This window comes from Brasilonema sennae CENA114, from assembly GCF_006968745.1.
Taxonomy (GTDB): domain Bacteria; phylum Cyanobacteriota; class Cyanobacteriia; order Cyanobacteriales; family Nostocaceae; genus Brasilonema; species Brasilonema sennae.
In genome coordinates this window covers 5,149,314-5,163,385 of sequence record NZ_CP030118.1, presented here as the reverse complement: position 1 = coordinate 5,163,385, position 14,072 = coordinate 5,149,314, and the positions used below count along the sequence as shown (strand labels likewise).

Below are 14,072 nucleotides of genomic sequence, written 5' to 3'. Positions count from 1 at the left end.
TCCGGGAACTCTGTTGTTAATAGTGTCTGTCCTTCTACTCTTACCTCTTTTGCTGGCTGGTTTCGTCTTTCAATAAGCTATTTGGAACGACTATGACTGCAACAAAATCATCTGCTAATCTACCAATTTTGGAAGAATTCCGGACAGGATTACCCAATATTTGCGGCTGTGAGGCAGAAATTAATTCTGTGGTTCAGCAAGATAACCCTGTATTTCTCAACACCACCAATCTCCGCTTAGAAAATATCACGGCTGGCTTTGCTTGTGCTCTCCATATGCATCAACCCAGCATTCCTGCGGGTGCTCACGGGGAAATTATCAGCCATCTCCAGTATATGTTTGAACATCCCCATCAAGGAGATAACCATAACGCAGAACCATTTGCCTGGTGTTATAGCCGCATGGGCGATTTTATTCCTCAACTTATATCCGAAGGTTGCAATCCTCGAATTATGCTCGATTACTCGGGTAATTTGTTGTGGGGGTTACAACAAATGGGACGACAGGATATTATCAATAATCTCAAACGTTTAACTTGTGACTCTCAATATCAGCCTTACGTCGAATGGTTGGGAACAATGTGGAGTCATGCGGTTATTCCTTCCACACCAATTCCTGACATTAAACTCCAAATTCAAGCTTGGCAACATTACTTTGCAGCCATTTTCGGCTATGAAGCCCTACAGCGCGTGAAGGGCTTTTCTCCCCCAGAAATGCACTTACCAAACCATCCAGATACTTTGTTTGAATATATCAAAGCTCTCAAAGAATGCGGATATCGTTGGCTGATGGTGCAAGAACATTCAGTAGAACGTCTGGATGGTTCAGGCTTACGTCATGAGGATAAATATATTCCAAATCGATTGCTTGCCCGCAATTCTAAAGGTGAAACCATCAGCATTACAGCATTAATCAAAACTCAAGGTTCCGACACAAAGTTAGTGGCTCAGATGCAGCCTTATTTTGAGGCGAAAGGAAGAAGTCAACAGCAAATTGGTAATGTTAAAGTTCCCTCGCTTGTCACTCAAATTGCTGATGGGGAAAATGGCGGCGTTATGATGAACGAATATCCCCGCGATTTGTTTAGAATCTATCATGAAATTCGCGATTCCGGAAACAATCATTCAGGAATTGTCGCACTCAACGGTACTGAATATTTGGAATTAATTGAAGCTGCTGGTGTGAATCCAGATGAATATCCAACCTGTCAAGGCGTACAGCAACACAAAATTTGGCAGCGAGTAGATCCAGGACATTCTACACCAGAAGCTGTGGAAAAAGCAATAACAGAATTAAAGGAAACAGACCATCAATTTCACATGGATGGTGCTTCTTGGACGAACAATTTAAGTTGGGTTCAAGGTTACGAAAATGTTTTAGATCCAATGAATAAACTCAGTGCTTTATTTCATGAAAAATATGATTCATTAGTTCAGCAAGATCCTTCAGTCACAGAGAGTTCCGATTATCAAAGAGCATTACTGTACAACTTATTATTGCAAACAAGTTGTTTCCGATATTGGGGACAAGGAGTTTGGACTGACTATGCTCGCGAACTCTATCAACGAGGTGAAGCGCTTTTGGGAGTGGATTGACCGAACCAAGCAGGGGTGCAGTTTTTGCTGGGGGCAAGGGGGAAAAGAAAAACTCGAAAATTGTTGTCCCCTGCACAAGCTGCAATCTGATCGCAAGCCCTTAAATTTATTTGTGGAACCGCCCCTTTTCTCCTTATTTTCGGGGTGAAATAAGCAGTGGTGCAGAAAGTTACGTTAAGGAATTGATAAACATTGAAAGTGGCAGTAGTACAGTTCACTACTTCTCAGGTGGTGGTAAGTCGCGGCCAATTTTTTTTGATGAACCTTTCATACGACAGTGCCAGTCGCCAAAGGTATTTTGGAAACAGATGCCCGTGCTGTTTGGGTATTGCTCCACAGTGCAATTCTTTCCAGGCAAATAACTTCTACCCCTAATCTCATAACAAGTATGACGAGTGAAGCTTCCTCGAATATCGTATACGGGTTTGTCCATACTTATGCTTAAATGCTCCCCTCTTTGGTTAGTGTTATATTCCAGGTCGGTTAGATTGGCTGGGCGAGAGTTGGAGGCAACCTGAAGAGTGAGATCGCTGATAAGGCGCACAAAATTGCTACCACCTTGACCAGGAGTCCCAAACTGCGATTCTTGGTCGCACAGAAAATACATCTTTGCCTGCTCGATACTAAGCGCTCCTTTTTTTGGTTCTACCCTCGATGAGCAAGTCTGAGGTTGGCGGGCTGTTCCATACGGAAGAGTCTGAGCAGTTAGTATGGTAGGCGTTAAAACCGTTAGCAGCGTACAGCCTATTATCCTAAGGGTAAACCTTAATTTCACGTTAATTCCTCTATATTTGCCAACATCAAAACTGTAAAAGTAAAAATAATCATACCAGTCGAATCAAAAATTAGATGGACTTGAGATCACAGGGCTTTTCATTTGCACAAACCACATGGTGTGGGAGCACAGCATTGCAATGCTCCCATACCATTTCACAAAAAGTCTACAAACAAAGCTAGGGAAAATCTGATTAGGCTTTCCCCTAGCTTTATTCATAATTCTGATGTCTCCAAACTTATTAAGCTTGCAGTGCCATGTCGCCTTGTGTTGGATCTGCTATTATCCAAGCAGAGTAGACATCCTCAATAAATTTTTTCTGATTCTCAACTCCTTGAAGGTTGTTTGCTTGTACTTTTAAGGTGGTTAAATAGACTCCATGCAGTATTTGATGTCCATAACCAATAACTTGACCTATCTGCCCTGTAATTTGATGCTGTGCGTAATCTCCAATGTTCAGCATATTAATAACTCCCTGACGTGAAAGGTTTAGTGACTTGTTTTTTACTGTTTCTGCACGTTAGGTGCGATTTGGTGCAGCATGATGCAAAATCGCTCTCTTTATTAGTGCTGCGTTTTTAGCGCTAAGTCCGGATTATTTTCGAGCTTGCACTTGGTAACACCAGTCGCCACCTTACGAAAAACTCCGCAACACTATCAAATCGGTAGAAATTAAGCTGCAATTTGAGGTTTGCTCTCTATTGAGGGCATGGTTTGAGCTAGTAGATGTGTGTAGATTTGAGTCAGGCGGGATGCGACACTATACCAACTAAAGGCAATCTCTACTCGTTGTCTACCAGCTTCACCTAATTGATCTCGCCAATTTGGGTTGAGCAAAATCCGGTCAATAGCAGTAGCAAAAGCGACTTCATCTTTAGGGGGAACGAGTAACCCAGTCACTTCAGGTACGACTGTAAATTGCAGCCCCCCAACATCACTAGCCACGACAGGAGTCTGACTAGCCATTGCTTCTATTGCAACTAAACCAAAAGGTTCGTAATGACTAGGTACAACACAAACATCTGCGGCTGCATAGTAGGAGGGGATAACAGCCTCATCTAGGCGACCTGGAAAGGTTGTACAGTCTTGCAATCCGAGTTCAGCGACAATGCTTGCGATGCGATCGCGCTCGATCCCATCACTATGACCTGGACGATAACCACCTCCAATAACAAGTTGCAGGTTAGCATGATCCCGCAAACTAGACTTTGCAACGGCTCGTACTAATGTCTCGATCCCCTTACGTTGGTCAAAGCGACCGACATAGAGGATCATCTTAACATCAGGTGCAATTCCTAACTCTTGCCGTGCTGCAGACCTTTGAATCAACCCAAACTTATCGACATCAGTTCCGCAAGGAATGACTTCGATTTTCCCTTTGGTGGAAACGAGTCTTCGCATATGTTGCTGTTCTTGAGGACTAGTTGCAACAACTCGATCCACGGTTTCTAGACAGGCTTTTTCAACGGCTATTCGCTTACTAGCAATTGCTGGAATATCAGAAATCGCACTGTACTTGACTGTTCCTAAAGAGTGGTAAGTATGCAACTGAATCAACGGCTGTTGTTTTTTGAGTTCCATACCCACCCACGAGGACAACCAGTAGTTAGTATGAATCAAACGGTACTGAAATCCTTGCTCCCGCTGGAATGTCTGAAACTCTGCAATAAATTCTGGTAGATGCTCGAATAAGTGATCTCGCCCTATAAACTCAGTAGATCCAGTCTTCAATCGGATCGTGCGACATAATGGCCCATGCTGCACAATCGTAGCCTGCTCAGGACTACTTTGGCGGGTGAACATATCCACCTGCCAACCTTGTTCCGCAAGGGCATAACCTACTTGACGCACATAGACATTTTGTCCTCCAGCCTCTTCCTGTCCAATTTCTGCAGCAGGATCTCCATCAACAGAAATCAGAGCAATGCGATGTTTTCTGGTCGGTAACATAGTTAAACTTCACCATATAACAATTTTTCCTGCCTCAACAGACTGGAAGAAAAGGTAATATGGTCTTTTCCTCATAGTCAAGGGCAGGTACAACGAAGCGCACAGATACCAGCCAAGGACACTGACGAGAACAATGCATTACTCATAAGAATGCGGCTCGTTCAGTCTCCTCTCAATGCCGACGAAGTTAGCTGACGGGCTAGGACTGAGAGATGTCCCTCTCACAGAACAGAAGAAAGAAAAAAAAAGACAGGAGAAAAAACTGGAGTAATTTTTGTCTTAATTCATTCTTCATTTTTCATTCTTCGCTCTCCTATGAGATTAGCCCCAAACTTGGTTCCTCCGCTCCAGGCTTACCCCGATGTAACAAAATGTTTTGGGCAATCCGTGGATTAGGCAGACTCATGTAAATTTGTTAAGAATTGTAGCTGTAAACGTGACTTAAGTCAACCTCTTTGTGAAATTAACTTCTGCTAACTACAAGCAATCATGTGCTCTCATGATGTTCCATTGCAAGTGTATGCAAACACTTAACAGCATTATCTGGCGGTATCGCCAAGTGAAAACATTAAGTTGATATTGGGTTTCAGCGTAATATTGCGTTCTTAGTATAAACGTTATCTCCGATTATATATTCACTGTAGAAAAAAAGCAGGCATGAAACATAAGTTAATAATACGATATATTTTTTTATCAATAGAAACTTCATGTATCATTTGTGGGCAAAGATCTCTGAACACCATCTTATGAAAAGACAGTTACAAAGCACCCAGAATTTGATAACCCGCGACTTGAGTTATTCGCACACGACTTCGACAAGATAACTTTATAGGTTGGAAACCCAATTTCTCGATGAAACCGGGTTCCTAACTACCTTCACTGACGAGCAGCAATTTTTCTTTTTAATACAGAAATACGTTCTTGCGCTCCTGGGTGACTACTCAAAAAGCTTGGTGCAGAACGCTGGTTCACCAATTTGCTCAAAAATGCAGGCATAGCATTAGGGTTATAACCTGCTCGTTCAAGATATCGCAGTCCTTTATCATCAGCATTATATTCAGCTTGACGGCTGTTGGGTAGATCTACAGCAAGCTTATAAGCTGCAGCAGCGACGGTGCTGCGATCTAATCCAGCCAGTGAGGCTGCGCCTTGAGCGAGTTGCGCTTGTTTTAGCTTAGCGACTAAGTCGTCGTTGCAAATGTGACCTATTTCGTGACCGATAACCGCTGCTAACTGGTCTTCATTATCCGCCGCATTAATCAATCCAGTGTGGACGTAAACATAACCACCTGTGGTTGCAAAAGCATTAATGCTTCGGTCTTGAACGACAGAAAATTTAAAAGGAGTTTGAGAACAATCACTAGCTTTAGCTAACCGTTGACCTATTCGACTAACATTAGCGTTGGTACTGAGTCTGTAATTACTACGTACCTGTTGATCAATTTCGCGACCTAACCCGACTTTTTGCTCTGTTGACAGGTTGGAAAGCTGCAGAAGCTGAGCGCCATTAAAAAGTAACTGACCCCAGGAAATAGCATTAGCTGGTGTGAAAGGAGATAGTCCCACTCCTAAAGTAATCCCCAAACCAGCAAGAAAGAGGGCAAGGCTTTTACGCAATTTAGAAAAGCGAGAAAGCATCATAATCATAATCAAAAGTCAGAAATTTACAGTCCAAAAGCTTATTTATTGTTTTAGTTAAATGCAACAACTTTAATATCAGGTGTATTCAAACTGTCAATTATTTGCTAAAACTTTTTAGTCCTTTTTGCTAGATTTAGCTGTTATTCTTCTTTAACTAAAATATAGACTAACAATTCGAGCCAGGAAGACACCACTAGGGAGGAATTTTATTTGTTAACTAACAGACTATTGATATAATTAATAAATTTTTTTTTGTCTTCTCTCCAAAGATGTATTTATGATGAAAGCCAGCTTGGACGTCCAACGACTAGAAGTTTATCTACCCGTAGGGCAGTTAGATCAAGCAGCCGACATCCTGAACACCAACGTTGATTTACTGGTTTTTGCCACAGTGTTGATAACTTTGAGTATCCGTCAGTTCCGACGATAGTAGGGATGAGTTGTCTACTGCTGTGTTATTTGCGAAATTTCGACAATCGGGACTAAAGCAAAAGCTTTAGTCCTTTTGTCTTCTTTTTCTCTTCAATCTTTCCACAAAGCGATACCACCCAATAAACCAGTGATATTGGGGATGATCTTCACATTTGATGGTAATTTGATATCTACTTTTTTCGCTTCACCACCACCGATATACAGATAATCGTAATTGAACAGATGTTCCAGAGATGCGATCGCTCTTTCTAAGCGCCTGTTCCATTTCTTTTCACCTACCTTTTCCAAGGTAGCACGTCCTAGCTGTTGCTCGTAAGTTTCTCCTTTACGAAACTCATGATGTCCCATTTCTAAATTCGGCACGAGTTTACCATCTACAAATAAGGCCGAACCAAAGCCTGTACCCAACGTAATCACCAATTCCACACCTTTTCCGGAAATTGACCCCAAACCTTGCATATCGGCATCATTTATCACCCGTACAGGTTTGTCCAAACGCTTTGACAATGCTGTAGCTAAATCAAACCCGATCCAATCTGGATCTAAGTTCACGGCTGTTTGCGTCACTCCATTGCGCACAACACCAGGAAAACCCACCGAAACGCGATGAAACTCACCTTGAGTCGCTGCTAGCTCTACAATTGCATCAATTATAGGTTCTGATTTCGCAGGTTGGGGTGTTTCTGTTCGCGCCCTTTCTGTTAAGCCTTTTCCCGTAATATCCAAAACTATAACTTTTACACCACTACCACCAATGTCAACCGATAGGGTGCGGATAGCTCCATTATTTTCAACCATTGGGTTTTCTTTCGTGAATGTTTACTAACTGGTTGATATTGTCTACAATATCTAAGCAATAACCAATTGAGGTTAGGTTTTTCTGCCGATTATACAATCTATACTTAGCTAGATTTTGTATTTGAAATAGCTTACAAAAGTGGGAATTTATCATACTTTTTTCTGCTTCTGACTTCAACATTTGAAAAATCTAGCTTTGTTCCTCATAACTTTTGTAAAATCAGCAAGGAGTGCTCCAAACCTTGTTGAATATATCCACAGCTTTATTCCCCCAAAACGCTTTTTTCCCTACCTCAGTTGGACTGACATTCAAGCAATGCCAAACAAGGAAGATGTAGTCATTATCCAACCAGTAGGGTCAATTGAACAACATGGTCTTCATCTGCCGTTAATTGTCGATGCTGCCATTGGTATGGCGGTTCTGGGAAAAGCGTTGGAAAAGCTAGATACAAGCATCCCAGCATATGCTCTGCCAATCTTATATTACGGCAAATCGAATGAACACTGGCACTTTCCCGGTACAATGACTCTCAGCGCTGAAACTCTCATAGCAACTCTGATGGAAGTTGGAGAAAGTGTTTACCGTGCTGGGTTTCGGAAATTGGTGTTGATGAACTCCCACGGGGGACAACCCCAAGTTATGGAAATTGTCGCGCGGGATTTGCATATTAAGTATGATGAGTTTTTAGTATTTCCGCTGTTTACCTGGCGAGTCCCGCATATCACTTCAGAATTAGTGACGCTAAAGGAAAAACAAGTAGGTATTCATGCAGGGGATGCAGAAACTAGCCTGATGCTGGCTATTTTACCAGAACAAGTGAAAATGGACGCTGCCGTTGCAGAGTATCCGCCAGAACAGCCAGAAGGAAGTTTATTGAGTATTGAGGGTAAGTTACCCTTTGCATGGGCGACGCGGGATTTAAGCAAAAGTGGAGTGGTGGGAGATCCGACAGTTGCAACAAAGGAGAAAGGCGATCGCATTCTCGAATCTGTTTCTGATGGTTGGGTGCGAGTTATAAAAGATGTGTATGCTTTTCAAAAGCCACAACCTGAATGAACTGGTAAACATTTCCTGTAGGATGCCTTAGGCGCAAGGGATAACACATCGTATAACTATTACAAAAGGAACTCACTAGATGAAAATTAGAGGAATTAAACGCGGTCAAACCATCGAGCTATTAGAGCCAGTGGACAGCATACCAGATGGAGCAGAAATTATAGTTGATTTAGAACCTTCTTCCACTAAATATGCTGAAGTAAAAAAGCCTCTAAAGGATGAGGATAGACTAGAAAAACTCAATCAATTGTTCGGAGTTTGGAAAAACCAGCCTGAGTTAATAGAAATCTTTGCTGAAATTGATAACGAGCGTCATAGTTATAGAGGGAGAGCGATAGACTCAATTGATATTGTAGTTATCATGCCAGGTATCTTCGCACCACTCCCAGACATTTTCCGTGCATGAGCATCGCAACTCCCAATGTATAAACTCACTCTCGCAGCAGCACATACAAATTCTGCTGATTACCACGCATAAGGCGGAAATCTGCGTCCAAATAAGTAATATCCACCCAACCACTGCCAGAAAGTGTTGATTTCAAAAGTAACGCCGAATCTACTCCTAAAGCCTCTCGAAATGCGGTATCATTCAAATCATCGGTTGCACTATAAGCAGAAGTTTCCAAAAAATCAATGGCAAGACGCTTAGAGTCCACCACTGTGTAGCGCCCCATAACCACGGTAACACCCTTGACACCGGAGCCTGCGATAAACTCAATGAGGTTGTTGTACTGCTCAGTAGCCTTGTAAATCTCTTGGAACAAACCAGTAACGCTGATTGTTACATCAGGCAACTTACCGAAAGAAAGACGAGAAAGAGTTGTTTGTTGTTCTAATCCAAACGTACTGTACAAAAGCCGCCAGCGCCCTTGAAGCAATTCCATATGGCTTGTCGGTTCACTATTTTGATTAACAGCCTCAATTTGTTCGGCTAATTTCTCAATTTGCTGACGATACGTTGTGTTGCTGTTAAATCCAATATCAGTGGCTGTTGAAATAGAAATCAACTCTTGTTTCAGGTTAAACAGTGTAGTATCTGCCATATATTTTTTCCCAAAAAATCTTTTCGCAGTAGTGCAAATGCTTCCAATCTACCTTAGTAAAGAGAGGTGGTGTATGGTGTATGCGGTAAAGTGCGTATATTACAAGCATTAGTCGTACACACTCTCTTAAGTTTCATAGAAAATGTTTAGCACTAATTTGAGCAAGCTTATCCCGTCGTTCCTCAACTTCTCTAAAAAGCTGCTTGTTGCTCGTTGGCGTTCCCTTGTACTGCTCTTGATTGGGGTTTATCTACCTTTGCAAATCTTTGGACTGCTGGCGGTAGAGGTATGGAAGAATCAAGGTGGTTTCCCGTGGGATGTGCCGATTCTCCTAGCAGTTCATTCTACAGCACAGCCGCAATTGGATGTTATAGCCGTAACGCTAGCTCTGTTTGGGAAAATTGAGATTGTCCTTCCCGTTGTCTGTGTGATTGCACTGGTGTTGTTGATCCAAAAACGGTGGCGATCGCTCACCTATCTACTCACCACTGAGATCGGAAGCGCCATCATTAATGGTACAGCAAAGCAATTCATGCATCGAGTGCGTCCTCACCTTTGGGAATGGGAATCACTTGTTTCTGAGCCAAGTTTCTCATTTCCCAGTGCTCATTCTATGGCAACTATGACACTGGTAGCAGTTCTCGTCATTTTAACCTGGGGTAGTGTTTGGTGCTGGGTGGTTTCGATTGCTGGGAGTTTATTTGTATTAGGTATTGGCTGGACACGACTTTATTTAGGAGTTCATTTTCCCAGTGATATTCTAGCAGGATGGATGGTTTCTATAGGCTGGGCAATTGGCGTGAGTTTGATTATTAGACCTCATTTGACTAAAGACACCATCGTTAGTGAAACTCCTCCTGCAGAGGAAACAACATTACTTCCAGAGGAAACGCAGTTGATAGGTGAGGAATAAGAATTTATCTCACGTGATGAGGCAAAGTTGTAGAGACGCGGAATTCCGCGTTTCTGCATTTAATTATAAAACAAATAGAGTGGGTTGTAGCCGAAAGTGATGAAAAGTTGAAATTTCGTTTTCAGCAGTCCACTATAAAAAACTTTAATCAATTCCTAGAAAAATTAAAATAAAAACTGAAATTATTAGCGCAAAAATTCTATTTTTTTAGTTTAATATCATTTATAATTACAGAGGAATAAAATTTGAATATCCTAGAGTTTTCTTTACTAGTTTGGATTGGAGCATTTACGGCTGGCTTTTTAGGAGCGCTCACTGGTTTAGGGGGTGGAGTTGTCATTGTCCCCTTATTAACTTCAATCTTTGGAGTTGATATCCGCTACGCGGTTGGTGCTTCCTTGGTGTCTGTGATTGCAACTTCCTTAGGTGCCGCATCTACATATATAAAAAAAGGCTATACCAATCTGCGATTGGGAATGTTTTTAGAAGTAGCAACGACAATCGGAGCTTTAATAGGAGCTTTGATTGCCACTTTGATTTCTGTCAAAGCACTAACCATCGTCCTTGCTGTTGTTTTACTTTATTCCGCTTACCTGTCACAACAACCCAAACTTAACAACGCGGAAAATGAGTCAACTGACGCTTTAGGAACTTATTTACAACTTAATAGTAATTACCCGACTCCAGAAGGACTAATGTCATATCAAGTTCATTCTGTCCCCAGTGGGTTTAGTGTGATGTTAGTCGCAGGAGTCCTTTCTGGACTACTTGGAATTGGTTCGGGAGCGTTTAAAGTCTTGGCAATGGATCAAATTATGGGTATCCCGTTCAAAGTTTCTACAACCACCAGCAATTTTATGATTAGTGTAACTGCAGCGGCTTCAGCAGGAGTTTACTTAGCACGTGGTTACATCGATCCAGGACTATCAATGCCAGTCATGTTGGGGGTATTGCCTGGTGCTTTTTTGGGGGCGCGAGTTTTAATAGGAGCCAACACTCAGACTTTAAGAATTATTTTCTCTGTTGTGCTGGTAGTGATGGCATTCAAGATGGTCTATAACAGTTTGCTTGGGGAGCTTTAAAATGAATAAAATAAGTTTTAGTTTCTGGTGGAGCTCATCGACACCATCACAAAGCGAAGTTATCAAATTCCAAGTGCAGCAGAAAAAATCAGACAGTGATATTCAAGAGTTAGCCCAGCACACCAGTGTAATAGCAGAGTTTCCTAACAACTATGAGGTTGATGCAAACAAGGAAGAAACGAAAACACTAAGCGAACTGCAACTTGAGCAGCTGCTTAGTAATGTGCTAAAGTACGGCGTTATATTTGCTAGCACTGTCGTTTTAATAGGCGGCATATTATATTTGATTCGCCACGGTGCGCAAAGAGCTGACTATCAATTTTTTCAAGGAGAACCATCCCACTTCCGTTCTCCTACAGGGGTTGCGGTTGCAGTTTTGTCGGGTAGTCGTCGTGGTATCATTCAGCTTGGACTGCTGCTACTTGTTGCTACTCCAATTCTTCGCGTGGTCATTTCTCTGTTTATTTTTCTAAAACAGCGAGAATTGACATACGTTGTTATTACTTTGATAGTTCTGACAGCGCTAATGTATAGCCTTATCGGAGCATATTATTAATTTCTAATTAATTGTTAGAGTGCGTTACCTCAAAAGTAACGCACTCTTTAGCTACAGCTTATCTGTTATGTGAAAGCTTAAACTTGGATAATCAAGCCTAAGTTTTGTTGAATTTGCTGTGCCAAATAATTTCTGATCAAATCAACGATTTCTACTGGAAATAATACTAAGACAACAGCACCAGTTAAGCTAAACAAACCAATAATGAGAGCTAACAATCTTCCAAAAAAACCAGGATTAATTTCAGCAAAACCCAATCTGGCTTGCCCTATAACCGCAATTGCAAGGAAAACAGTTCCTGCTATTAACAACAAATTAGTTAAAGGTGAATTAGTCATATTTTTGATAGAAAGCATTATCTTAATTATAGCTATCATAATTCTCAGTCAATTGTGAAATCTCTCTCTTTGTGCTTCTTTTCTTGTTCTCTGCATTTTATACAGTTATTTTACTGACTTTGTCACAAATTCAATCAAAATGTTACACGAGCCGGTTTGATTTTTTATCTATACATCAAGTAGAAATTGATACGTCTCCATTTTCCAAGCCAAGCGTGGAAACGAGAAAAAATAGATCAATCTATGCTAAATGTTTGATCCCCCCTAGACTTTTTCTTAGTTTTTCGTTTAAAGTACGGTAAGAACATAGAATTTATGAATTATTATGAGAAATCTTCCAGTCATCACTCAGGAGTCAAGCTTAGCAGGACAAACAACCCCAAAGCAGTTACAGTTGGCTGTTCTTGGGGACTGGAAACAAAATACGTTTAAGAAACTTAGAGGCGGATTTTTTCTAGTTCTTGGATATTTGCTGTCACCCCTGTGTTGGTGGAATGACTTGTTATTCAATTTGCCAATTGCTTATGGTTTTGGGTATGTTTGTAGTTTATTTAATCCAAAGTTACTCTTGCCTTGCTCAATTGTAGGGTACTGGCTTTCTAACATTGTTGGTATCCTCTTGATGCAATTCGGAGCTATGGATGTTCTGCCAAATCAAGCCAAAGAGCGTAATTTGAAAAAAGAATTACTTACAGGTCTAGTTTCTTCAACGCTCTATACTCTTGTGATTCTGGCATTAGTTCAGTTAAAAATTCTCGACACTCCTATTACGTTATTTGGTGGTTAATTTCTTTTGGTGCGTTAGCGTGAGCGCTAACGCACCAAAAGAAATTAAGAATATTTTTTATACATATGTTGATTTCTCCATTGCTTTAAGATAGGGCATCAATTCTTCTAAACTATCAGCAAACATAAAAGGTACAGCAACTCCATCTTGAACAATCAGTTGCATACAGTACTTGGAGTAAATAGGAACGTTATTATTTGTTTCAACACATGAATCAGGTAACTCTGTGATGACAACTTTCTCAAAATATTTAAGTACCATAAAAAGCCTCTTCAAAGAGAATTATCGGTCATAAATGTATTATTTCTCATAAGTATGAATAAGTTGTGGCAATTATATATTTTAACTATGAATATTCTGTTGCAAGTATGTAACTAGCTGCTCTCCGGCTGTGTCAATATGTTTTTTGAGTAGCCTAACAGCGGCTTTCGTATCGTGCTGTTGACAAGCTTCTAATAATTGATAATGTTCCTTTTGGGAGCGTTCTAAGTAATCCATCTGACTCATCTGAAGACGGACATAACGGTCAACATTTAGGTGTAGAGTTTTAATCATCGTCAGTAGTCGAGGACGTTGTGCAATCTCATAAAGCGTTTCATGGAATTCCCAGTTTAGTTTTGCGAGTATTCCTGCGTCAGTTGTCTGGTCTGTCTGTTCTAAAATGACAGTGGCTTTTTCTAAATCTGATGCAGTTAGCTTGGGAATTGCCAGTTGAATTGCTTTTACCTCCAATGCACTCCTAATCTCGAAGATTTCTTGTGCTTCTGCTGGAGAAATTGCTGACACTGTTGCTCCACGATTGAGATGCAGCTTCACCAATCCTTCGGCTTCAAGCTGACGTAGAGCTTCTCGCACAGGAATGCGACTCACTCCAAATTGAGTAGCAATTTCATCCTGTCTGAGAGATTGTCCCTCTTGAAAAATTCCCCGCACGATCGCCTCTCGCAAAGCATCTGCAATCAAATCTGGGGTACTGCGTTGTTGTTGCAGCACATTGGCTGCTAAGTCATTTAAGTTCATACTTTCTTAAGTTCATAATATATATTGTATACTATTTTTTGTATACAATATTCAAAACAATTGATCTAACAATCCCTCTATTAAA

Annotated in this window: 17 protein-coding genes and 1 riboswitch; of the genes, 8 read left to right on the top strand and 9 right to left on the bottom strand. The window is 41.0% G+C overall.

Features of this window, described 5'->3' with window-relative positions:
* The first annotated feature begins 92 nt into the window (after positions 1–92).
* Positions 93–1,595, top strand: a complete 1,503-nt coding sequence (locus DP114_RS21690) for a glycosyl hydrolase family 57 (protein ID WP_171977106.1) — start codon at positions 93–95, stop codon at positions 1,593–1,595.
* A gap of 217 nt (positions 1,596–1,812) precedes the next feature.
* Here the strand turns inward: DP114_RS21690 and DP114_RS21685 are convergent, their stop codons facing one another.
* The 4 genes from DP114_RS21685 to DP114_RS21670 form a co-directional block, all read right to left on the bottom strand.
* Positions 1,813–2,370, bottom strand: a complete 558-nt coding sequence (locus tag DP114_RS21685) for a hypothetical protein (protein ID WP_171977105.1) — start codon at positions 2,368–2,370, stop codon at positions 1,813–1,815.
* A gap of 241 nt (positions 2,371–2,611) precedes the next feature.
* Complete coding sequence (locus DP114_RS21680) at positions 2,612–2,833, bottom strand: hypothetical protein (protein ID WP_171977104.1); 222 nt, start codon at positions 2,831–2,833, stop codon at positions 2,612–2,614.
* Positions 2,834–3,042: 209 nt separating this feature from the next.
* Positions 3,043–4,320 carry a glycosyltransferase gene (locus DP114_RS21675; protein ID WP_171977103.1) on the bottom strand — a complete coding sequence of 426 codons (1,278 nt, stop codon included), beginning with the start codon at positions 4,318–4,320 and terminating at the stop codon, positions 3,043–3,045.
* Positions 4,321–4,481: 161 nt separating this feature from the next.
* Positions 4,482–4,713: riboswitch (cyclic di-AMP (ydaO/yuaA leader) on the bottom strand.
* Between the two features lie 483 nt (positions 4,714–5,196).
* Positions 5,197–5,967, bottom strand: coding sequence for a M48 family metallopeptidase (locus DP114_RS21670; protein ID WP_370469274.1), 771 nt, complete (start codon positions 5,965–5,967; stop codon positions 5,197–5,199).
* Between the two features lie 271 nt (positions 5,968–6,238).
* Here DP114_RS21670 and DP114_RS21665 point away from each other — a divergent pair, with 271 nt between their 5' ends.
* Positions 6,239–6,391: a hypothetical protein gene (locus DP114_RS21665; RefSeq protein WP_169265970.1), complete on the top strand. Its 153-nt coding sequence runs from the start codon at positions 6,239–6,241 to the stop codon at positions 6,389–6,391.
* A gap of 92 nt (positions 6,392–6,483) precedes the next feature.
* On the opposite strand, the gene DP114_RS21660 is transcribed toward DP114_RS21665, so the two are convergent.
* Entirely contained in the window at positions 6,484–7,191 is a 708-nt protein-coding gene (locus DP114_RS21660; RefSeq protein ID WP_169265971.1) for an ROK family protein, read from the bottom strand.
* A 253-nt stretch (positions 7,192–7,444) separates the two neighbouring features.
* Between DP114_RS21660 and DP114_RS21655 the strand changes: the two genes are divergently transcribed.
* Both DP114_RS21655 and DP114_RS21650 read left to right on the top strand, forming a co-directional pair.
* A complete protein-coding gene (locus DP114_RS21655; RefSeq protein WP_171978258.1) occupies positions 7,445–8,248 on the top strand; it encodes a creatininase family protein in 804 nt (267 codons plus the stop codon).
* 79 nt (positions 8,249–8,327) lie between these two features.
* Complete coding sequence (locus tag DP114_RS21650) at positions 8,328–8,654, top strand: hypothetical protein (protein WP_171977102.1); 327 nt, start codon at positions 8,328–8,330, stop codon at positions 8,652–8,654.
* A 25-nt stretch (positions 8,655–8,679) separates the two neighbouring features.
* Here DP114_RS21650 and DP114_RS21645 read toward each other — a convergent pair whose 3' ends face one another.
* Complete coding sequence (locus tag DP114_RS21645) at positions 8,680–9,291, bottom strand: PAP/fibrillin family protein (protein WP_171977101.1); 612 nt, start codon at positions 9,289–9,291, stop codon at positions 8,680–8,682.
* 142 nt (positions 9,292–9,433) lie between these two features.
* On the opposite strand from DP114_RS21645, the gene DP114_RS21640 reads away from it, so the two are divergent.
* The 3 genes from DP114_RS21640 to DP114_RS21630 all read left to right on the top strand — a co-directional run bounded on the left by DP114_RS21640 (position 9,434) and on the right by DP114_RS21630 (position 11,842).
* Positions 9,434–10,204, top strand: a complete 771-nt coding sequence (locus DP114_RS21640; RefSeq protein WP_171977100.1) for a phosphatase PAP2 family protein — start codon at positions 9,434–9,436, stop codon at positions 10,202–10,204.
* A gap of 245 nt (positions 10,205–10,449) precedes the next feature.
* Positions 10,450–11,286 (top strand): sulfite exporter TauE/SafE family protein, encoded by an 837-nt coding sequence (locus DP114_RS21635; RefSeq protein ID WP_169265974.1) that lies wholly within the window; start codon positions 10,450–10,452, stop codon positions 11,284–11,286.
* Position 11,287: 1 nt separating this feature from the next.
* Positions 11,288–11,842 carry a DUF1634 domain-containing protein gene (locus DP114_RS21630; protein ID WP_169265975.1) on the top strand — a complete coding sequence of 185 codons (555 nt, stop codon included), beginning with the start codon at positions 11,288–11,290 and terminating at the stop codon, positions 11,840–11,842.
* A 77-nt stretch (positions 11,843–11,919) separates the two neighbouring features.
* Here the strand turns inward: DP114_RS21630 and DP114_RS21625 are convergent, their stop codons facing one another.
* The gene (locus DP114_RS21625) at positions 11,920–12,219 is read right to left on the bottom strand and encodes a hypothetical protein (protein ID WP_246162632.1); all 300 of its coding nucleotides are present in this window, start codon (positions 12,217–12,219) and stop codon (positions 11,920–11,922) included.
* A gap of 286 nt (positions 12,220–12,505) precedes the next feature.
* Here DP114_RS21625 and DP114_RS21620 point away from each other — a divergent pair, with 286 nt between their 5' ends.
* On the top strand, positions 12,506–12,967 hold the full coding sequence (locus DP114_RS21620) for a hypothetical protein (RefSeq protein ID WP_171977099.1): 462 nt from the start codon (positions 12,506–12,508) through the stop codon (positions 12,965–12,967).
* A 57-nt stretch (positions 12,968–13,024) separates the two neighbouring features.
* On the opposite strand, the gene DP114_RS21615 is transcribed toward DP114_RS21620, so the two are convergent.
* Positions 13,025–13,228 (bottom strand): hypothetical protein, encoded by a 204-nt coding sequence (locus tag DP114_RS21615; RefSeq protein ID WP_169265978.1) that lies wholly within the window; start codon positions 13,226–13,228, stop codon positions 13,025–13,027.
* An 81-nt stretch (positions 13,229–13,309) separates the two neighbouring features.
* On the bottom strand, positions 13,310–13,987 hold the full coding sequence (locus DP114_RS21610) for a GntR family transcriptional regulator (RefSeq protein ID WP_171977098.1): 678 nt from the start codon (positions 13,985–13,987) through the stop codon (positions 13,310–13,312).
* Positions 13,988–14,072 lie beyond the last annotated feature (85 nt).